This is a genomic window from Stenotrophomonas aracearum (assembly GCF_031834615.1).
GTDB lineage: Bacteria > Pseudomonadota > Gammaproteobacteria > Xanthomonadales > Xanthomonadaceae > Stenotrophomonas > Stenotrophomonas aracearum.
In genome coordinates this window covers 2,658,476-2,678,401 of record NZ_CP115543.1, presented here as the reverse complement: position 1 = coordinate 2,678,401, position 19,926 = coordinate 2,658,476, and the positions used below count along the sequence as shown (strand labels likewise).

16 protein-coding genes are annotated in these 19,926 nt (G+C 67.5%); 7 read left to right on the top strand and 9 right to left on the bottom strand.

Annotated features, from left to right (window positions below; translation table 11 throughout):
* Positions 1–37 precede the first annotated feature (37 nt).
* The gene (locus PDM28_RS12185) at positions 38–469 is read right to left on the bottom strand and encodes a cytochrome c (RefSeq protein ID WP_102944682.1); all 432 of its coding nucleotides are present in this window, start codon (positions 467–469) and stop codon (positions 38–40) included.
* Positions 470–561: 92 nt separating this feature from the next.
* Between PDM28_RS12185 and PDM28_RS12180 the strand changes: the two genes are divergently transcribed.
* Positions 562–1,362: a tRNA threonylcarbamoyladenosine dehydratase gene (locus tag PDM28_RS12180; RefSeq protein ID WP_311182220.1), complete on the top strand. Its 801-nt coding sequence runs from the start codon at positions 562–564 to the stop codon at positions 1,360–1,362.
* A gap of 87 nt (positions 1,363–1,449) precedes the next feature.
* Here the strand turns inward: PDM28_RS12180 and PDM28_RS12175 are convergent, their stop codons facing one another.
* Positions 1,450–2,214, bottom strand: coding sequence for a TatD family hydrolase (locus PDM28_RS12175; RefSeq protein ID WP_311182219.1), 765 nt, complete (start codon positions 2,212–2,214; stop codon positions 1,450–1,452).
* On the bottom strand, positions 2,211–2,432 hold the full coding sequence (locus PDM28_RS12170; RefSeq protein ID WP_102944684.1) for a DUF6116 family protein: 222 nt from the start codon (positions 2,430–2,432) through the stop codon (positions 2,211–2,213). Before PDM28_RS12170 ends, PDM28_RS12175 begins: the two co-directional genes overlap by 4 nt.
* Positions 2,433–2,595: 163 nt before the next feature.
* Here PDM28_RS12170 and PDM28_RS12165 point away from each other — a divergent pair, with 163 nt between their 5' ends.
* The 6 genes from PDM28_RS12165 to PDM28_RS12140 all read left to right on the top strand — a co-directional run bounded on the left by PDM28_RS12165 (position 2,596) and on the right by PDM28_RS12140 (position 10,419).
* Positions 2,596–3,420 carry a glycine zipper 2TM domain-containing protein gene (locus PDM28_RS12165; protein WP_311182218.1) on the top strand — a complete coding sequence of 275 codons (825 nt, stop codon included), beginning with the start codon at positions 2,596–2,598 and terminating at the stop codon, positions 3,418–3,420.
* A gap of 149 nt (positions 3,421–3,569) precedes the next feature.
* On the top strand, positions 3,570–5,849 hold the full coding sequence (locus PDM28_RS12160; protein ID WP_311182217.1) for a thiamine pyrophosphate-dependent enzyme: 2,280 nt from the start codon (positions 3,570–3,572) through the stop codon (positions 5,847–5,849).
* 3 nt (positions 5,850–5,852) lie between these two features.
* On the top strand, positions 5,853–7,796 hold the full coding sequence (gene asnB / locus PDM28_RS12155) for an asparagine synthase (glutamine-hydrolyzing) (RefSeq protein WP_311182216.1): 1,944 nt from the start codon (positions 5,853–5,855) through the stop codon (positions 7,794–7,796).
* Positions 7,797–7,950: 154 nt separating this feature from the next.
* The gene (locus PDM28_RS12150) at positions 7,951–8,508 is read left to right on the top strand and encodes an NADPH-dependent FMN reductase (protein ID WP_311182215.1); all 558 of its coding nucleotides are present in this window, start codon (positions 7,951–7,953) and stop codon (positions 8,506–8,508) included.
* A gap of 168 nt (positions 8,509–8,676) precedes the next feature.
* Positions 8,677–10,101 (top strand): replicative DNA helicase, encoded by a 1,425-nt coding sequence (locus tag PDM28_RS12145; protein WP_311182213.1) that lies wholly within the window; start codon positions 8,677–8,679, stop codon positions 10,099–10,101.
* Between the two features lie 102 nt (positions 10,102–10,203).
* Positions 10,204–10,419 carry a hypothetical protein gene (locus tag PDM28_RS12140; protein ID WP_070209277.1) on the top strand — a complete coding sequence of 72 codons (216 nt, stop codon included), beginning with the start codon at positions 10,204–10,206 and terminating at the stop codon, positions 10,417–10,419.
* 54 nt (positions 10,420–10,473) lie between these two features.
* Here the strand turns inward: PDM28_RS12140 and lpdA are convergent, their stop codons facing one another.
* From lpdA to purB, 6 genes are all read right to left on the bottom strand, one after another.
* Positions 10,474–11,910: a dihydrolipoyl dehydrogenase gene (gene lpdA / locus PDM28_RS12135; protein WP_311182211.1), complete on the bottom strand. Its 1,437-nt coding sequence runs from the start codon at positions 11,908–11,910 to the stop codon at positions 10,474–10,476.
* 60 nt (positions 11,911–11,970) lie between these two features.
* Positions 11,971–13,173 (bottom strand): dihydrolipoyllysine-residue succinyltransferase, encoded by a 1,203-nt coding sequence (gene sucB / locus PDM28_RS12130; RefSeq protein WP_102944692.1) that lies wholly within the window; start codon positions 13,171–13,173, stop codon positions 11,971–11,973.
* Positions 13,174–13,214: 41 nt separating this feature from the next.
* Entirely contained in the window at positions 13,215–16,046 is a 2,832-nt protein-coding gene (locus PDM28_RS12125) for a 2-oxoglutarate dehydrogenase E1 component (RefSeq protein ID WP_311182210.1), read from the bottom strand.
* 184 nt (positions 16,047–16,230) lie between these two features.
* Positions 16,231–16,731, bottom strand: coding sequence for a DUF7931 domain-containing protein (locus PDM28_RS12120; RefSeq protein WP_311182209.1), 501 nt, complete (start codon positions 16,729–16,731; stop codon positions 16,231–16,233).
* A gap of 1 nt (position 16,732) precedes the next feature.
* Complete coding sequence (locus tag PDM28_RS12115; protein WP_311182208.1) at positions 16,733–18,166, bottom strand: ribosomal protein uL16 3-hydroxylase; 1,434 nt, start codon at positions 18,164–18,166, stop codon at positions 16,733–16,735.
* A gap of 368 nt (positions 18,167–18,534) precedes the next feature.
* Positions 18,535–19,902, bottom strand: coding sequence for an adenylosuccinate lyase (gene purB, locus PDM28_RS12110; RefSeq protein WP_311182207.1), 1,368 nt, complete (start codon positions 19,900–19,902; stop codon positions 18,535–18,537).
* Between the last annotated feature and the right edge of the window lie 24 nt (positions 19,903–19,926).

The window sequence follows — 19,926 nt, the reverse complement described above, 5'->3', positions numbered from 1 at the left end:
CGCCAATCCGACCCTCACATCGTGGCTGGCAGATGAATCAGCGGAAATCCTGGTGGCAGGCCTGGCAGTTGGTCTTGATCTTCTCCACCAGCGTGCCCATCGCCGCGCAGTCGGTGGGCGGGCTCGCCAGGGCAGTGTTGAGGGTCGCGCGCAGGCCACTGGCATGCTGCTGGAACTGCGCGTTGTCGCGCATGTCCGGGAAGGCGATGTCCATGTCGTTGGAGAGCGAACGCAGCGTCTGCAGGCGCGGCACGCTGTCGGCCAGGCTGCAGCGGTTCTGCGCCTGCGCGTCGCCGAGCAGGTCGACCTGGCGCTGCATCACGTGCATCAGGCTGTCCGGGAACGGGTCCTGCCGCGCCTGGATCGCACGCGAGACCATCACCGTAGCGACGATGCCCACGATCAGGCCCAGCCCGGCGACGAACAGGTAGCGGTAGGCGGCAGACGGGCGGCGGGTGGGGGTGTTCATGGCGTGGCGTCCTTGTGGGTGGCTCGCTGCATCCTACCCGCCGCGCAGGGCGCCCGTACATCGCCGACCCCGGGCCGTCTAAAATGGACGCCATGAACGACGTATTGCGCGAACGCTTTGCCGGCATCGACCGGTTGTATGGGGCAGGCACCGTGGACCAGCTGTCGCGCCGCCGGGTGGCGGTGGTCGGCATGGGCGGGGTCGGCTCGTGGGTGGTGGAAGCGCTGGCACGCACGGCGGTGGGCCACCTGACCCTGATCGATGCCGACGACATCTGCGTCTCCAACACCAACCGCCAGCTGCCGGCACTGGCCGGGCAGTACGGCCGCAACAAGGCCGAGGCGATGGCCGAGCGCTGCCGCGCGATCAACCCGGACATCGAAGTCGATGCGATCGCCTCGTTCCTGACCGTGTCCAACATGGTCGAACTGCTCGACCGCGACTTCGACCTGGTGATCGATGCCTGCGACAGCTTCCGGGTCAAGGTGGAAACCATCGCCTGGTGCCGCCGCCGCAAGCTGCCGATCCTGACCGTCGGCGCCGCCGGTGGGCGTACCGACCCGACCCTGGTGCGGATTCGTGATGTGTCGCGCACCGAGCACGACGCCATGCTGGCGCTGATCCGCAAGAAGCTGCGCAGCGACTTCAACTTTCCGAAGAACGCCTCGCGCTACTTCGGCGTGCCGGCGGTGTACTCGCTGGAGAACGTGAAGTACCCGCAGGCCGATGGGACTGTGTGTGGGCTGCGTCCGCAGTTGGGGGCGGACGCGGCGTTGAAGCTGGATTGTGGGGCGGGATTGGGGGCGGCGACGCATATCACCGGCGCGTTTGCGTTCGCGGCGGTGGGGAAGGCGCTGGAGATGTTGCTGAAGAAAAAAACGGTTACGGCGTAACCGCGCGCTACGTCGTACCCGCGTAGCGACACGCCGCGCGTGTCCCGCGGGATGCCCCGCACGACGTGGGACACGCATGGCGTGTCGCTACGCGAGACCGAACAACCGCCTTGCATTCTCGGTCGTCTGTTCCGCGATCGCCTCCACCGCCTCACCGCGCAACCCTGCCACTGTCTCAGCAATCACCGTCAAACGCGCCGGCTCGTTGCGCTGCCCACGGATGCCCGCATCCGGCTGGTCCGGCGCGTCCGTTTCCAGTAGCAGCTGCTCCAACGGCAGCTGCGCCACCAGACGGCGCAGCTTCTGGGCGCGGTCGTAGGTCAACGGGCCGCCCAGGCCGACCAGGAAGCCCAGCTTGTGCAGCTGCGCAGCCTGCTCCGGGCTGCCCGGGAAGCTGTGGATCACCCCGCGCAACCCGCCTACCTGTTTGATTGCGGCAATTACCGCATCCACGGCGCGGCGCGCATGCACGATCACCGGCAGGTCGAACTCGCGCGCGATGCGCAGCTGCCCGTCGAAGTAGAACTGCTGCTGCTCGGCATCCAGGCCGTCCACGTAGAAGTCCAGCCCGCACTCACCCACCGCACAGGGTTTCTCGCGGACGATCCACTCGCGCAGCTGGTCCAGGTGCTCTGGCCGGTGCTGGTCCAGGAACATCGGGTGCAGGCCATAGGCCGGGTACAGGCCCTCGGCCATCCGGGCGGTTTCGCGCAGCTTGGGCCAGCTGGCGGCGGTCACCGCCGGCAGTACCTGCGCGTGGACGCCCGCAGCCTGCGCGCGCGAAATGACCTGCGCGCGGTCGTTATCGAACTCGTCGGCGTCCAGATGGCAGTGGCTGTCAAACAGGTTCACGCGTCGTGGCGGTCCAGGCGCGGGGGCAGGGTGTCGCTGCGGCGCTTCCAGTTGGCCAGCAGCAACGTGCCCAGGCCGAACAGGATCTCGTCCACGAACGGCACCGGATCGGGAATGAACAACGTAATCGCAAACAACGCGGCCGTGACCTTGAACAGCGTGGGATAACGCAGCTTCTGCGCCCACGACATCACCGGCAGCAGCAGGGGACCCGGCATTGTGTGACCTCCTCGACAGATGCTGTAAACGCTATCACGAGCCTCTCTCGCACAGAACCTGAATGGGTTACAGCGGTGTATGCGTCATGTGGAGATACCGTTCAGCAATGGCATGCTGGAATCCGCATCAAGAACGTTGCGGATCGTCCGCAGGGAGACGGAAATGAAGAGCACAACTACTACTGCCCTGGTCGCCGCAGGCGCCCTGCTGGTCGGCGGCATCGCCACCGCCGCCTTCATGAAGAGCGGTACTTCCGCCGACCCGGTCACCGCGAATCCGACCCACCCGACCATCGACACCACGCCGCTGGCCGACGACGGTGCCCGCACCGACGACCTGGCCGTGGACAAGGCCGGTCGCCTGGAGTACGCCGACGTGGTCAAGGTCGATCCGCTGACCCAGAAGGAAAAGGCCTACGCCACCGTGATCGGCACCGAGCCGGTGCGCGAGACCTCCACCACCCAGACCCCGCATGAAGTCTGCGAAGACGTGGTGGTGCAGGAGCGCCTGCCCGAGCGCGACGGCAACGTCGGCGGCACCGTGGCCGGTGCGGTCATCGGCGGCCTGCTCGGCAACCAGGTCGGCGGCGGCAACGGCCGCAAGGCAGCCACCGCGGCCGGCGCCGTCGCTGGCGGCATGATCGGCAACCAGGTCGACAAGCGCCACGTCGGTGGCCGCGTGGTCAACCGCACCGAGCGCCAGTGCCACACCGAAACGGCGACCTCCGAGTCGACCAAGGTCACCGGTTACAACGTGACCTACCGCAATGAAGACGGCACCACCGGCACCATGCGCATGGCCAGCAAGCCGGGCAACCGCATCGCCATGGGCACCACCAACGCGGTGACCGGCTACAACGTCACCTACCGCTACGACGGCGTCGAAAAGACGGTCAAGATGGCCAACAAGCCGGCCAGCGACCGCCTGCCGGTGGTGGATGGCCAGCTGGTCACCCAGACCGCCGCCCTGGATACGACCACCCGGTAACGGCGGCCGGGCAAACGAAACACCCCGCAACAGGCCGGCACATCGCCGGCCTGTTGCGTTTCCGCATGCTGCACCCGCGCTTGGCAACCCGCACCGCTTGCCGCCATGCTCGCCCGGTCCGTCCGTTCGGCTCAGCTGGAGGGTAGTGCATGGTGGCCGTGGTCCCCGATCCGATTCCCGCGCGCATGAAAGGCCTCAACCGGGCCGAGATCTGCGACGCCAACTTCATCGAGTTCGTGCAGCACTGGGACAGCCCCGCCGCGCCGCGTCCCGACCCCGGCGCGCCGATCCTGCCGGGCAGCACGCTGGACGCGCAGGGCTTCGACGCGCTGTTCGAATCGCAGCTGGCCAGCCGCCACCTGGACCTGATGGCGCGCGTGCTGCGCGTCCAGAACAAGGTCTTCTACACCATCGGCTCCTCCGGCCACGAAGGCAACGCGCTGGTGGCGCGGCTGGCCCGGCATACCGATCCGGCCTTCCTGCACTACCGCTCCGGTGCGTTCATGGCCGAGCGCTTCCGCCAGCTGCCGGACATGGACCCGGTGATGGACGCGGCGCTGTCGTTCGCGGCCAGCCGCGACGACCCCGCCAGCGGCGGCCGCCACAAGGTGTGGGGCAGCAAGCCGCTGTGGGTGCTGCCGCAGACCTCCACCATTGCCTCGCACCTGCCGAAGGCGCTGGGCACGGCGATGGCCATCGAGACTGCGCGCCGGATCGGGCACGCATTGCCGATCCCCGACGACAGCGTGGTGATCTGCTCGTTCGGGGACGCCTCGGCCAACCATGCCACCGCGCAGACCGCCTTCAACACGGCAGCCTGGGCCGCCTACCAGAAGCTGCCGGCGCCCATCCTGTTCGTCTGCGAAGACAACGGCATCGGCATCTCGGTGAAGACCCCCGAGGGCTGGATTGCCGAAAGCTTCCGCCATCGCCCGGGGCTGGACTACTTCTTCGCCGATGGCCTGGACCTGGCCAGCGGCCACGACCAGGTGCAACGCGCGCTGGAGCACTGCCGGCGCACCCGTCGACCGACCTTCCTGCACCTGCGCACGACCCGCTTGATGGGCCATGCCGGTACCGACTTCGAGATCGAATGGCGGCCGCTGCCGGAGCTGTGCGCGGCCGAAGCGGCCGACCCGCTGCTGCGCTCGGCGCGGATCGCGCTGGAGTCGGGCTGGATGACCCCGGCGCTGCTGCAGGAGCGCTACGAGGCGATGCGCGCGCGCTGTTTCGCTGCGGCCGAGGCGGCCGACCAGCGGCCGAAGCTGGCCGCGCTGGCCGAGATCATGGCGCCGCTCGCGCCGTACACGCCGGCGGCGGTGGATGCCGAGGCCCGTCGGGTGCCAGGCGCCGCCGCGCGCGAGGCCGCGTTCGGCAGCGCCGCGCAACTGCCCGAACGGCAACCGCCGCGCCACCTGGCGGTGCAGATCAACCAGGCCCTGCATGACCTGCTGTGCAAATACCCCAGCGCGCTGCTGTTCGGCGAAGACGTGGCGCAGAAGGGCGGCGTGTACACGGTCAGCAAGGGCCTGCTGAAAGCGTTCGGTCCGCGCCGGGTGTTCAACACGCTGCTGGACGAAACCATGATCCTGGGCATGGCCCAGGGCCTGGCCAACCTGGGCATGCTGCCGATCCCGGAGATCCAGTACCTGGCCTACCTGCACAACGCCGCCGACCAGCTGCGTGGCGAAGCCTGTTCGCTGCAGTTCTTCTCCAATGACCAGTACCGCAACCCGATGCTGGTCCGCATTGCCGGGCTGGGCTACCAGAAGGGCTTCGGCGGCCACTTCCATAACGACAACTCGATCGCCGCGCTGCGCGACATTCCCGGGCTGGTGGTGGGCTGTCCCTCGCGCGGCGACGATGCGGCAATGATGCTGCGCACGCTGGCGGCGCTGGCCCGGGTCGATGGACGCGTGGCAGTGTTCCTGGAACCGATCGCGCTGTACATGAGCAAGGACCTGCACGCCCCGGGCGATGGCCAGTGGCTGTTCCCGTACCCCGAACCGGACCAGGCGCTGGTGCTGGGCGAGGGGCGGGTGTACGCGGCCGAGGCCAGCGACCTGGTGATATTCACCTACGGCAACGGCGTGCCGATGAGCCTGCGCGCTGCGCGCAGCATCGAGGCCGAACTCGGCTGGCAGGTACGCGTGGTCGACCTGCGCTGGCTGGTGCCGCTCAATGCCGGCTTCATTGCCGAACAGGCCGCCGACGCGCGCCGGGTGCTGGTGGTCGACGAAGGCCGGCACAGCGCCGGGGTGGGCGAGGGCATCATCACCGCGCTGGTCGAAGCCGGGCTGGGCCACCTGCCGCTGCAGCGCGTGTGCGGCGCCGACACCTACACGCCGCTGGCAGGGGCAGCATTGTGCGTGCTTCCAAGCGACAATGCGGTGGTAAGCGCCGCGCGGGTGTTGGCGCAGGACCTTTGACGCATGTGTGGACTGGCAGGAATGTTGCTGGCCGCTCCGGGACGGGAGCAGGCCGCGTTGGAACAGCAGGCACGCCGCATGGGCGATGCCCTGCTGCACCGTGGGCCGGATGACAGCGGGGTGTGGGCCGATGCGGCCAGCGGTATCGCGCTGGCGCACCGCCGCCTGAGCATCCTCGACCTGTCGCCGCTGGGCCACCAGCCGATGGCCTCGGATGATGGCCGCTACGTGCTGGCCTACAACGGCGAGGTCTACAACTTCGCCGCGCTGCGGCGGGAGCTGGAGGGCCTGGGCCACGTGTTCCGGGGTCATTCCGACACCGAGGTGCTGCTGGCGGCGTTCGTGGCGTGGGGCTTCGACGACACCCTGCAGCGGGCCAATGGCATGTTCGCCATCGCCCTGTGGGACCGCGCCGAACAGTGCCTGTGGCTGGCCCGCGACCGGGTCGGCAAGAAACCGCTGTACTACGGCTGGGCCGGCGACACGCTGGTGTTCGGCTCCGAGCTGAAGGCGCTGTGGCAGCACCCGGACTTCGACAACGACATCGACCGCGACGCGCTGACCCTGCTGCTGCGGCTGGACTACATTCCCGCGCCGCACTGCATCCACGAGCGCTGCTTCAAGCTGATGCCGGGCCGCGTGCTGCGGCTGGATGCGGCGGCGGTGGCCGCCGGCGCGGCCGCGCACCGCCCGGACCAGCAGCAGCTGCCGTTCTGGAATGCGCGCGAGCGCATGCAGCAGGCATTGGCGCAGCCGTTCCTGGGCAGCGACGAGGAGGCCGAAAACCAGCTCGACACCGTGCTGCGCGACGCGGTCGGGCTGCGCATGGTGGCCGACGTGCCGGTCGGGGTGTTCCTGTCCGGCGGCACCGATTCGTCGGTGGTGGCGGCGCTGATGCAGTCGCAGTCGTCCAGTCCGATCCACAGTTTCAGCATCGGCTTCGAAGGCTCCGACCACGACGAGGCGCCGTTGGCCAAGGCGCTGGCCGGGCACCTGGGCACGGATCACACCGAACTGTACGTCAGCGGCGCCGACGCGCTGGCGGTGGTGCCGGACCTGCCGGCGATGTTCGACGAACCCTTCGCCGACGCCTCGCAGGTGCCGACCGCACTGGTGGCAAAGCTGGCGCGCAGTGCGGTGACGGTGGCGCTGTCGGGCGACGGTGGCGATGAGCTGTTCTTCGGCTACAGCCGCTACCAGCGCGCCCTGCGCAACTGGACGATGCTGGGCCGGGTGCCGGCGCCGCTGCGGCGCTGGATGGCCGCGCATGCGCACACCCAGGGCGAGTCCTCGCGCACCGGCGGGCTGGCCGCGCTGCTGGCCGAAACCGGCGCGCGCGGCATTGGCGACGTGTACCGCAACCGCATTTCGCGCTGGCGCGACCCGGTCGCGGCGGTGATCGGTGCGCGCGGCGCGGGCAGCTTCTACGACCTGGCCGACCCGCTGCACGGCGCCGGTTCGCCGGCCGACGCGATGATGCTGGCTGATTTCAGCACCTACCTGCCGGACGACCTGCTGTGCAAGGTCGACCGCACCAGCATGGCGGTCAGCCTGGAAGCACGCGCGCCGCTGCTGGACTGGCGCGTGGCCGAGTTCGCCTGGTCGCTGCCGCTGGGCATGAAGCAGCGCGATGGGGTCAGCAAGTACCTGCTCAAGCGGGTACTGGGCCGGTACGTGCCGCAGGACATGGTGCACCGGCCCAAGCGCGGGTTCGGCGCGCCGGTGAGCGCCTGGTTGAAGGGCGACCTGCGCGGCTGGGCCGATGAACTGCTGGACCCGGCGCGGCTGGCCGCCGAAGGCGTGTTCAACGTGAACGCGGTGGCGCCGCTGTGGGCGCGGTTCAAGAACGGCGAGCGCAAGTGGCACACGCACCTGTGGAACGTGTTGATGTTCCAGGCCTGGCAGGCGCATTGGAAGCAGGTGCGGGCGGGGGTTTCGCGCGCGTGACGGGCATGGCGTGGGACACGCATGGCGTGTCTCTACGCGTAGCGACACGCCATGCGTGTCCTTGGGAACGCTGGCCACGCAGGCACCCCTACCTTCACCACATCCAACGCCACCCCGCCATACGCTGACCGTTCCCCTTCGAACGGAGACACCCATGGCCAACCCCACCATCGCCGTCCTCGTCGGCAGCCTGCGCAAGGGCTCGCACAACCAGGCGCTGGCCCACGCGCTGGAAAAACTGGTCGCCGGCAAGGCGACCTTCGAGTACGTGCAGATCGGCGACCTGCCGCTCTACAACCAGGACTTCGACAAGGATTACCCGGCCGAAGGCCTGCGCCTGAAGGACCAGATCCGCAAGGCCGACGCGGTCCTGTTCGTCACCCCCGAGTACAACCGCTCGATCCCCGGCGTGCTCAAGAACGCCATCGACCTGGGCTCGCGTCCCTACGGCCACAGTGCCTTCGCCGGCAAGCCCGCAGCGGTGATCGGTGCCTCCATCGGCGCGATCGGCACCGCACTGGCCCAGCAGCACCTGCGCAACGTGCTGGCCTACCTGGACATGCCGGTGCTGGGGCAGCCGGAGGCGTTCATCCACTTCAAGGAAGGCCTGATCGACGAGCACGGCGCGATCAGCAACGAAGGTACCCGCGACTTCCTGAGGTCCTTCACCGACAAGTTCCTGGCGTTCATCGCCACCCACACGGCTGGGTAATCCCGGCGGGGCGCGCGTGCGATAATGGCGGCCCGGCGCACGACCAACAGCCGTGCGCTAACGCCCTATCCCCAATGCATCCACCGGTTATCCACAGGTTATCCGTTCTTGTTGCGGGGGTCGCGGCGTGCAACCCTGTCTTACGCACCAAAATGGAATCACTCCGCCATGTCCGCCCGCTCCGGCTTCCGTTCCGACCGCAAAGACCGCGGTGACCGCTTTGATCGCGACGAGATGCGCATCGACGCGCTGCGCGTGCCGCCGCATTCGATCGAGGCCGAACAGGCGGTGCTGGGCGGCCTGATGCTGGCCCCGGAAAGCTACGACCGGGTCAACGACCAGCTGACCGAAACCGACTTCTACCGGCGCGACCACCAGACCATCTACCGCGCGATCCGCGAGCTGTCCGAACGCGACCGCCCGTTCGACGCGGTGACCCTGGGCGAGTGGTTCGAGTCGCAGGGCAAGATGGAGCTGGTCGGCGACGGCGCCTACCTGATCGAACTCGCCAGCACCACGCCGTCCGCCGCCAACATCGCCGCCTACGCGGAGATCGTGCGCGACAAGGCCGTGCTGCGCCAGCTGATCCAGGTCGGCACCGACATCGTCAACGACGGCTTCCAGCCCGAGGGCCGTGAGAGCAGCGAGCTGCTGTCGGCGGCGGAAAAGTCGGTGTTCGCCATTGCCGAGCAGGGTGCCCGCGGCCGCACCGATTTCGTGGCGATGCCCGGCGCGCTGAAGGACGCCTTCGAAGAGCTGCGCAACCGCTTCGAAAACGGCGGCAACATCACCGGCCTGCCGACCGGCTACGCCGACTTCGATGCGATGACCTCGGGCCTGCAGCCGACCGACCTGATCATCCTGGCCGCGCGTCCGGCCATGGGCAAGACCACCTTCGCGCTGAACATCGCCGAATACGCCGCGATCAAGTCCAAGAAGGGCGTGGCGGTGTTCTCGATGGAAATGTCGGCCTCGCAGCTGGCGATGCGCCTGATTTCCTCCAACGGCCGCATCAACGCGCAGCGCCTGCGTACCGGCCAGCTGGAAGACGAGGACTGGAGCCGCGTCACCGGCGCGATCCGCATGCTGAAGGAAACCAAGATCTTCATCGACGACACCCCGGGTGTGTCGCCGGAGATCCTGCGTTCCAAGTGCCGCCGGCTCAAGCGCGAGCACGACCTCGGGCTGATCGTGATCGATTACCTGCAGCTGATGAGCGTGCCGGGCAACAGCGAGAACCGCGCGACCGAAATCTCGGAAATCTCGCGCTCGCTCAAGGGTCTGGCCAAGGAGCTCAACGTGCCGGTGATCGCGCTCTCCCAGCTCAACCGCTCGCTGGAAACGCGAACCGACAAGCGCCCGGTGATGGCCGATCTTCGCGAATCCGGCGCAATCGAGCAGGACGCGGACATGATCGTGTTCATCTACCGCGACGACTACTACAACAAGGAAAATTCCCCGGACAAGGGCCTGGCCGAGATCATCATCGGCAAGCACCGAGGCGGCCCGACCGGCTCGTGCAAGCTCAAGTTCTTCGGCGAGTACACCCGGTTCGACAACCTGTCGCACGATTCGGTGGGTTCGTTCGAATAAGGGTTCGTCGGCGAATCCGGCGTTTCGTCGCAAACCGGTTGAACCGGGTGGGGCAGGGCGGCACGCTGGTCCCACGCGGCAAGGTGCCGCCTGGAGACCGTCATGAAGACCCTGTTCGCGCTCGGCGTGTGGTGCCTGCTGTTCGTGCTGTGCTGGCCGCTGGCGATCCTGGCCCTGCTGGCCTGGCCGTTCGTGTGGCTGCTGAGCCTGCCGTTCCGGCTGGTCGGGATCACGTTCTCGGCGCTGTTCGCGTTCCTGGGCGCTGTATTGATGTTGCCCGCACGCCTGCTCGGCGGCGGTCGCCCCGTCGCTGCGTAACCCACAAAAAACCCCGCCGAGGCGGGGTTTTTCGTTGCGTCACGCCAGGGCCGGTCAGTTGGCCTTGTGGATGGCGCGCTTGCTTACGGCCATGGCGGCGTCGTGGACCACTTCCGACAGCGACGGGTGCGCGTGGCAGATGCGGGCCAGGTCGTCGGCCGAGCCGCTGAACTCCATGGTCAGCACGCCTTCGTGGACCAGTTCGGACACGTTCGCGCCAACCAGGTGCATGCCGAGGATGCGGTCGGTTTCAGCGTGCGCCAGCACCTTCACGAAACCGGCCGGTTCGATCATCGCCACGGCACGGCCGTTGGCGGCGAACGGGAAGCTGCCGGCCTTGTACGGAATGCCTTCGGCCTTGAGCTGCTCTTCGGTCTTGCCGACCCAGGCCAGCTCCGGCTCGGTGTAGATGACCCACGGAATGGTGTCCATGTTGACGTGGCCCGGCAGGCCCGCGATCAGCTCGGCCACCGCGATGCCTTCCTCGAAGCCCTTGTGCGCCAGCATCGGGCCGCGCACGCAGTCGCCGACCGCCCACACGCCGTTGACGCCGGTGTGGCAGTGCTCGTCCACTTCGATCTGGCCACGCTCGTTGACCTTGACGCCGGTCCCTTCGGCCAGCAGGCCCTTGGTTGCGGCGCGACGGCCCACGGCCACCAGCAGCTTGTCCACCACCAGGCTCTTCTCGCCTTCGGCGTCGGTGTAGGTCAGGGCGACTTCCTTCTTCTTGCCCTTGCCGGTCACTTCGGCCTTGGAGACCTTGGCACCCAGGCGGATGTCCAGGCCCTGCTTCTTGAATTCCTTGGCGGCAACCTTGCCCACTTCGGCATCGGCAGCAGCCAGGAAGGTCGGCAGCGCTTCCAGGATGGTCACTTCGGCACCCAGGCGCTTCCACACGCTGCCCAGTTCCAGGCCGATCACGCCGGCACCGATCACCGCCAGGCGGGCCGGCACTTCGGTGAAGTCCAGGCCGCCGACGTTGTCGACGATGGTCTCGCCGTCGAACTTGGCGAACGGCAGTTCGATCGAGTCCGAACCGGCGGCGATGATCACGTTGGTGCCCTTGAGCTCGACCACGTCGCCGTCGTGCTGGGTGACCTTGACCACGTTGCCCGGCTGCAGTTCACCGAAGCCGTAGTACGCCGCGACCTTGTTCGCCTTGAACAGCATGGCGATGCCACCGGTGAACTGCTTGACGATCTTGTCCTTGCGGCCAACCATCGCCTCGACGTCCATCTTGGCATCCTTGAAGCTGATGCCATGGTCGCCAAAGATGTGGCCCATGTTCCAGAACTGGCGCGAGGAGTCCAGCAGCGCCTTGGACGGAATGCAACCCACGCGCAGGCAGGTACCGCCCAGCGCCGGCTTGCCATCCTTGCCCAGGGCAGCGTCGATGCAGGCCGTCTTCAGGCCCAGCTGCGCGGCGCGGATGGCGGCGTGGTAACCGGCCGGGCCGGCACCGATGACGACAACGTCGAATTGTTCAGCCATTGAAAATTCCTTGATGCTTTACCAGAACCCCTCCGCGCGGTCGCGGAGGGGCGGGAGGTCTTACAGGCCGAACAGCATGCGGCCCGGGTTTTCCAGCTGGTTCTTGATGTCCACCAGGAACTGCACCGAATCCTTGCCGTCGATGATGCGGTGGTCGTAGGACATGGCGAGGTACATCATCGGCGCGATCACGACCTGGCCGTTCTGCGCGATCGGACGTTCCTTGATCGCGTGCATGCCCAGGATGGCGCTCTGCGGCGGGTTGATGATCGGGGTGGACAGCAGCGAACCGAAGGTGCCGCCGTTGGTCACGGTGAAGGTGCCGCCCTGCAGTTCTTCCAGGCTCAGCTTGCCGTCACGGGCCTTCTTGGCGTAGTCGGCGATGGTCTTTTCGATGTCGGCGAACGACATGCGCTCGACGTTGCGCAGCACCGGCGTGACCAGGCCCTTCTCGGTCGACACGGCGATCGAGATGTCCGAGTAGCCGTGGTAGATGATGTCGTCGCCGTCGATCGAGGCGTTGACCAGCGGGAAGCGCTGCAGCGCGTTGGCGGCGGCCTTCACGAAGAAGCTCATGAAGCCCAGCTTGATGCCGTGCGCCTTGACGAACTCGTCCTGCAGGTCCTTGCGCGCGGCCGACACCTTGGACAGGTCGACTTCGTTGAAGGTGGTCAGCATGGCGGTGGAGTTCTTGGACTCCATCAGGCGTTCGGCGATGCGCTTGCGGATGCGGGTCATCGGCACGCGTTCTTCCGGACGGGCACCACCGGACTTGCCGGCGCCGCCGTTGCGGGCGAAGTTGACGATGTCTTCCTTGGTCACCGCGCCGCGACGGCCGGTGCCGTCGACGTCGGCCGGGTTCACGTTTTCGGTGATGGCGCTGAAACGCGCGCCCGGGGGCAGCGCGTCGGCAGCCGACTTCGAGGCCGGTGCCGGGGCAGCGGCAGCCGCCGGGGCAGCAGCGGCCGGGGCAGCGGCTTCGGCCTTCGGGGCTTCAGCGGCCGGGGCCGGGGCAGCAGCCACGGCGCCTTCCTCGATCACCGCCACGACCTGGCTGGAGGTCACGGTGGCGCCCACTTCGAACTTGATTTCCTTCAGCACGCCATCAACCGGCGACGGCACTTCCAGGACGACCTTGTCGGTTTCCAGGTCGAGCAGGTTTTCGTCGCGCTTGACGGCGTCGCCAACCTTCTTGTGCCAGGTGGCGATGGTGCCGTCGGCGACGGATTCGGGCAGTACCGGGGCTTTGACTTCGGTGGCCATGCGGGGGCTTCCTGGTTTGTCTTTTCTGGAATGAGGGAAAGTTATTCAGCGACCGCGTCGTTGAACGGGTTGACCAGTGCATCGGCGACCAGCTTCTGCTGTTCGATGATGTGGTCGGCCATGTGACCGGCGGCCGGGGAGGCCGAACGCGCGCGACCGGCGTAGTGCAGGTTCTGGCCATCGGCCAGGCAGAACTGCAGGTGGTGGCGGATCTGGTACCACGCACCCTGGTTCTGCGGTTCTTCCTGCGTCCACACCACGTCGGTGGCCTTGCCGTACTTCTTCAGTTCGGCGGCCAGCAGCGCACGCGGGAACGGGTACAGCTGTTCCACGCGGATGATCGCCACGTCGTCCTGGCCGCGCTTGGTCTGGTCTTCGAGCAGGTCGTAGTAGACCTTGCCCGAGCACAGCACCACGCGCTTGACCTTCTTGGCGTCTGCGTTGGCGTCGCCGATCAGGTGCTGGAACTCGCCGTTGGCCAGCTCGTCCAGGCTCGACACGGCCAGCTTGTGGCGCAGCAGCGACTTGGGCGACATCACCACCAGCGGCTTGCGGGTGGTCAGGTGCAGCTGGCGACGCAGCATATGGAAGGCCTGCGCCGGGGTCGACGGCACCACCACCAGCATGTTCTCCAGCGCGCACAGCTGCAGGAAGCGCTCCAGGCGCGCCGAGCTGTGTTCCGGGCCTTGGCCTTCATAGCCATGCGGCAGCAGCAGGGTCAGGCCGGTGATGCGGCCCCACTTGGCTTCGCCGGCGGCGATGAACTGGTCGATCACCACCTGGGCGCCGTTGGCGAAGTCGCCGAACTGGCCTTCCCAGATGCACAGGGTGTTGGGATCGGTGGTCGAGAAGCCGTACTCATAGGCCATCACCGCTTCTTCGCTGAGCAGCGAGTCGATGATGCTGGCCTTCTCCGGGGAGTCCACCAGCTGCCGCAGCGGCAGGTAGTAGTTGTCGGTCTTCTGGTCGTGCAGGATCGCGTGGCGGTGGGTGAACGTACCGCGGCCCACGTCCTGGCCGACCAGGCGCAGCGCGTGGCCTTCGTCGAGCAGGGTGGCGTAAGCCAGGTTCTCGGCAAAGCCCCAGTCGCCCGGGATTTCGCCGGCGGCCATCTTGCGGCGGTCGTCATAGACCTTGGCCACGCGCGAGTGCAGTTCCACTTCGGCCGGCACGGTGTTGATCAGCTCGGCCAGCGCCCTCAGCTTGGCCGGGTCGACCTTGGTCGAGACCGGGTCGGACAGCTTGCCTTCCAGCAGCTTGGGCCAGTCGACGAACAGCGCGCTGCTCGGCGGGGTCTTTTCGACCTTGGCCAGTTCGGTGGTGACTTCGCCGGCGTCCAGCTTCTCGCGGTAGGCATCGACCATCGCCTTGCCGGCACCGGCGGCGATCACGCCGGCCTGTTCCAGCTGCGCGGCGTACAGCTCGCGGGTGGTCTGGTGCTTGCGGATCACCTGGTACATCAGCGGCTGGGTGATCGCCGGTTCGTCGGCTTCGTTATGGCCCCAACGGCGGTAGCACATCAGGTCGATGACCACGTCCTTGGCGAAGCGCTGGCGGAATTCGAAGGCCAGCTTCGACGCAAACACCACGGCTTCCGGATCGTCGCCGTTCACGTGCAGCACCGGCGCGGCGATCATCTTGGCGACGTCGGTGGCGTAACGGGTCGAACGGGTGTCTTCCGGGTTGGAGGTGGTGAAACCGACCTGGTTGTTGACCACGATGTGCACGGTGCCGCCGACGGCAAAGCCGCGGGCCTGCGACATCTGGAACAGCTCCATGACCACGCCCTGGCCGGAGAAGGCCGCGTCGCCGTGGATGAGGATCGGCATGACCTGCTTGCGGGCGGTGTCCTTGCGGCGCTCCTGGCGCGAACGCACGGAACCGGCCACGACCGGGTCGGCGATTTCAAGGTGCGACGGGTTGAACGCCAGCGCCAGGTGGACCGGGCCACCGTCGGTGGCCACGTCGGCCGAGAAGCCCATGTGGTACTTCACGTCGCCGGCCGAGGCGTGTTCGTCGTGCTCGAACTTGCCTTCGAACTCGTCGAACAGCTTGCGCGGGTTCTTGCCGAGGGTGTTGACCAGCACGTTGAGGCGGCCGCGGTGGGCCATGCCGATCACCACGTCCTTGACCCCGTCCTTGCCGGCGTCACGGATGATGGTGTCCATCATCGGGATCAACGAGTCGCCGCCTTCCAGCGAGAAGCGCTTCTGGCCGACGTACTTGGTGTGCAGGTAGCGTTCCAGGCCTTCGGCGGCGGTCAGGCGCTCCAGCGTGCGGCGCTGGGTGTCGGCGTCCAGGCTGTAGTTGCCACCGGCCAGTTCCAGGCGCTGGTACAGCCACTGGCGCTGCTCGACCTCGGAGATGTGCATGAATTCCGCACCGATCGAGCCGGTGTAGGTCTTCTTGAGGCGGGCGAGCAGGTCGCGCAGCTTCATGCGCGGCTGGCCACCGACACCGCCGGTGCTGAACTCGGCGTTGAGGTCGCCTTCGGACAGGCTGTGGAACGGCAGGTCCAGGTCCGGCGAATTCACGGCCTGGGCCAGGCCCAGCGGGTCCAGGCGGGCGTCGAGGTGGCCGCGCGAACGGTACGCGGTGATCAGACGACCGACATTGCGCTCGCGTTCGTCGCTGGCACCGGAGTTGCCGCCGCCCTTGACCGCGTTTTTGGCGGCGTCGGCGATGTGGGCGATGACGGCCGAGTGCGGAATGTCACCGGCTTCGCGGCCCTTGAAGCCGTCGAAGTAGGTCTTCCATTTGGGATCGACACTGTCCGGAGAAACGAGGTACTGCTCGTACAGATCCTCGATATAGGAGGCGTTGCCGCCGGCGAGCTGCGAAGACTGCGCAAACTGCTTCAGTAGATTGTCCACGATGGAGGGTCGGATTCGCTTGTGGGGTAGGGCTTCGATGATCCGGCAGGGAAGATGAATAGCCCTGCACGGGCGGTATCTAACGGGCCAAATTGTACCCCCATCGGGACACGAAGGGGCACCACGACGGCCCGTGGCGGGCCTGCGGTGTCATTCCCAGACAGGTTCAGCTGCCGGAACCGGACTAGAAGCCCAGTGCGCGCAGCTCGGTACATTCCCGCGAACGTTCCCATATGCGCTGCAAACCTTCCTGCAACGGCCGCGAACGTGCCGGCAGCGACAACCCGGCCTCGCCGTCGACGCGCAGGCCGCTCAGACGAAAGTAGTAGTCGCCGGCGTCGTTGACCAAGCAGGCCGAGGCGAGGGCGCGGTCGATGGGATCGCTGACCTGGCGCACGCGGAACACGGTGGGCAGGCGCTGGATCAGGCCGAGCAGGGGCGAGCCGGCCTGGGCGATGGCGGTGGCGTCGTGCACGAGCAGGGTGGCCTGCTTGTCGTGGCGGGCGGTGGCGAAGCGGCGCAGGGCCTCGAGCACGGGCGGGGCGTCGAGCAGGCCGGGGTCGAGCTGGCGGCTGTGGATCCAGAGATGGCGCCGGGCGCGATCCACCAGGGCGGTGGTGAAGGCCACCGCCTGGTCGGCGCTGTCGATGTTGAGCGCGCCGTTCGGGAGGTCGGGCGCGGTCATGTCAGGCCTTGCCGCCGTGGCCGTCGGTGCCTTCGGCGTCGTCGTCGCTGTCGTCGAAGTCGACGATCACTTCGACGCCGTCTTCGTGGACGGTGACTTCGTGGACGTTGGCCTGGACGTCTTTGTCTTCGACGACCTCGACGGTGTCGGTGGCGTCGATGATTTCGTATTCGGCGATGCCTTCGTCGCCGTCTTCGTCGTCGAAGTCGTCTTCATCATCGAAGGCGTCGCCGTCGAGCAGCTGGTAGTAGCCGCCGGCGATCAGCTCGTGCAGGGCGTCGCGGCCCTTGGCGGAGAGCTTCTGGTAGAGCGGGGCGCCGATCTGTTCGGCGCCGGCCAGGGCCTGGGCGTCCTTGACCGGCAGGGCGAACTCGAGGCCGCTGCAGTACAGGCTGGCGCCCTTCTTGGCGCGACGCCAGGCGAGGCGGGCCCAGGGGTGGCGGCCGAGTTCGATGCCCTCGGCGAGGGCGGCTTCAACATCGTGGCGGGGCAGGGGCTGGCCGGAGGCGACGACGTCGCCGGCGGCGCGGTAGGTGGTGATGAAACGGCCGAACCAGTCGCCGAGGCGATCGGGGTCGTTCATGCGGATGGCGTTGAGGGCCTGGACGACGCGGTTCATGGCGACGGCGTCGATCTCATTGGGATCCTCGGGGACCTTGAGATCGGGGTCCTGGTAACGGATGGCTTCGTCGGCATCCATGATCAGGGTGTCGAGGTAGTCGCTGATCAGTTCGGCGGAGGCGGGGGCGCGCATGCCGAAGGAGAAGGTCAGGCAGGGGTCTTCGGCGACGCCGTTGTGGGGGACGTTGGGCGGCAGGTAGAGCATGTCGCCGGGTTCGAGCACCCAGTCGTGGGTGGGCTTGAAGCGCTGCAGGAGCTTGAGTTCGACGTCGGGGCGGAAGTCGAGCGGGGGGCGCTTGCCCTTGATGGATTCGCTGGCGTCGATCTGCCAGCGGCGGTGGCCATGGGCCTGGAGCAGGAAGACGTCGTACTGGTCGACGTGGGCGCCGACCGAGCCGCCGGTGGCGGCGAAGCTGATCATGACGTCGTCCATGCGCCAGCGCGGCAGGAAGCTGAAGTGGCTGAGCAGGGCGCGCACGTCGGGGTCCCACTTGTCGACGTCCTGGACCAGCAGGGTCCAGTCGTGGTCGGGCATGCCGGGGAAGTCTTCTTCCTGGAACGGGCCGGTGCGGACGGTCCAGCCGTCGGTGGCGCGGTCGTGGCTGATCAGGCGGGCGAGGGCGGTTTCTTCGCAGGCGAGGCCGGCGAGGTCTTCGGGCTGGAGCGGGGTTTCGAAGTCGGGGAAGGCGCCGCGGATGAGCAGGGGGCGCTTCTGCCAGTAGTCGCGCAGGAAGGTGGCGGCGGGCATGCCCAGCGGCAGGCCGGGGCGGGCCTGGACTTCGATGACGGGGGTTTTGGTCTTGCGCACAGCCATGGGGGAATCCTTGCAGCATTGAGGCGGGATACGCGCCTATTGTCTGCTGGTTCTGTGTCATGTGCACCTGCGGTGGGGTGTCGCGCTTGGGGAGCCGGAGCCAGAGCCAGAGCCGGAGCCAGAGCCGAAGCCAGGGCGCTGGCGCCTTGGTGCTACGGGCTGGGGGCGGCCGCCGGGCAGCCCGCTCCGGGACACGCCGTGAACCCGTCCATGGGGCTGCTAGAAAACATCCATGTTTTCTAGCGTCCCTCCGGGGCTACCCGGCGGCCGCCCCCGATAGTGCGTCGGTTTGGGCGGTGGGTCGCAAACAAAACGGGGCGCCGGAATGACCGACGCCCCGTTTGGGGTTCACGCATTGGGCTCGGCGATCAGATCGCCTTGGCCAGATCCGCCGCCAACCCGATGTACCCGCCCGGGGTCAGCTCGCGCAGGCCCTGCTTGGCGTCTTCCGGCAGGTCCAGGGACTCGACGAATGCCTTCATCGAGTCGGCGGTGATGCCCTGGCCGCGGGTCAGGGCCTTGAGCTGTTCGTAGGGGTTGGGCAGGCCGTAGCGGCGCATGACGGTCTGTACGGCTTCGGCCAGCACTTCCCAGGCGGCGTCGAGGTCGCCGTCGAGGCGCTCGGGATTGACGGTCAGCTTGCCCAGGCCCTTGGCCAGCGAGTCGAGGGCGACCTGGCTGTGGCCGAACGCGGTGCCGACCGCGCGCAGCACGGTGGAGTCGGTGAGGTCGCGCTGCCAGCGACTGATCGGCAGCTTGGCGCTGAAGTGTTCGAACAGGGCGTTGGCGATGCCGAAGTTGCCTTCGGCATTTTCGAAGTCGATCGGGTTGACCTTGTGCGGCATGGTCGAGGAGCCGACTTCGCCTTCCTTGAGCTTCTGCTTGAAGTAGCCCAGCGAAATGTAGCCCCAGATGTCGCGGGCCAGGTCGATCAGGATGATGTTGGCGCGGCGGGCGGCGTCGCCGATTTCGGCGATGTTGTCGTGCGGTTCGATCTGGGTGGTGTACGGGTTGAACACCAGGCCCAGGCTTTCGACGAAGCGCTTGGCGAAGGCCGGCCAGTCCACGTTGGGGTAGGCGATGGCGTGGGCGTTGTAGTTGCCGACGGCGCCGTTGATCTTGCCGGTCAGTTCGACCGCGGCGATCTGGCGGCGCTGGCGCTCGAGGCGGGCGACGACGTTGGCCACTTCCTTGCCCAGGGTGGTGGGCGAGGCGGTCTGGCCGTGGGTGCGCGAGAGCATGGGCTGTTCGGCCTGGGCGTGGGCCAGGGCGCGCAGGCTGGCGGCGATGCCGTCGAGCGAGGGCAGCAGCACTTCGCGGCGGGCCTGTTCGAGCATCAGGCCGTAGCTGAGGTTGTTGATGTCTTCGCTGGTGCAGGCGAAGTGGACGAACTCGAGGGCGGGGGCCAGTTCGGCGTCGTCCTTGAGCTGTTCCTTGATGAAGTACTCCACGGCCTTGACGTCGTGGTTGGTGGTGCGTTCGATCTCCTTCACCCGCGCGGCGTGGGCCGGGGCGAAGTCGTCAGCCAGGGCGCGCAGGCGGGCGGCGGCGCCGGCCGAGAAGGGCGCCAGTTCGGCGATGCCGGCCTCGTTGGCCAGGGCCAGCAGCCATTCCACTTCGACCTTCACGCGGGCCTTGATCAGGCCGTACTCGGAGAAGATCGGGCGCAGCGCGTCGACCTTGCCGGCATAGCGGCCATCGAGCGGGGACAGGGCGAGCAGGGCGAATTCGGACATGGCGGGCGCAGGCAATGACGGCGG

Coding starts and splice junctions, on each gene's coding strand:
- PDM28_RS12180 (WP_311182220.1), top strand. CDS start 562: ATGAACGACGTATTGCGCGAACGCTTTGCCGGCATCGACCGGTTGTAT.
- lpdA (WP_311182211.1), bottom strand. CDS start 11,910: ATGGCTGAACAATTCGACGTTGTCGTCATCGGTGCCGGCCCGGCCGGT.
- PDM28_RS12185 (WP_102944682.1), bottom strand. CDS start 469: ATGAACACCCCCACCCGCCGCCCGTCTGCCGCCTACCGCTACCTGTTC.
- purB (WP_311182207.1), bottom strand. CDS start 19,902: ATGTCCGAATTCGCCCTGCTCGCCCTGTCCCCGCTCGATGGCCGCTAT.
- asnB (WP_311182216.1), top strand. CDS start 5,853: ATGTGTGGACTGGCAGGAATGTTGCTGGCCGCTCCGGGACGGGAGCAG.
- PDM28_RS12170 (WP_102944684.1), bottom strand. CDS start 2,432: ATGCCGGGTCCCCTGCTGCTGCCGGTGATGTCGTGGGCGCAGAAGCTG.
- PDM28_RS12145 (WP_311182213.1), top strand. CDS start 8,677: ATGTCCGCCCGCTCCGGCTTCCGTTCCGACCGCAAAGACCGCGGTGAC.
- PDM28_RS12120 (WP_311182209.1), bottom strand. CDS start 16,731: ATGACCGCGCCCGACCTCCCGAACGGCGCGCTCAACATCGACAGCGCC.
- PDM28_RS12140 (WP_070209277.1), top strand. CDS start 10,204: ATGAAGACCCTGTTCGCGCTCGGCGTGTGGTGCCTGCTGTTCGTGCTG.
- PDM28_RS12160 (WP_311182217.1), top strand. CDS start 3,570: ATGGTGGCCGTGGTCCCCGATCCGATTCCCGCGCGCATGAAAGGCCTC.
- PDM28_RS12150 (WP_311182215.1), top strand. CDS start 7,951: ATGGCCAACCCCACCATCGCCGTCCTCGTCGGCAGCCTGCGCAAGGGC.
- PDM28_RS12165 (WP_311182218.1), top strand. CDS start 2,596: ATGAAGAGCACAACTACTACTGCCCTGGTCGCCGCAGGCGCCCTGCTG.
- PDM28_RS12115 (WP_311182208.1), bottom strand. CDS start 18,166: ATGGCTGTGCGCAAGACCAAAACCCCCGTCATCGAAGTCCAGGCCCGC.
- sucB (WP_102944692.1), bottom strand. CDS start 13,173: ATGGCCACCGAAGTCAAAGCCCCGGTACTGCCCGAATCCGTCGCCGAC.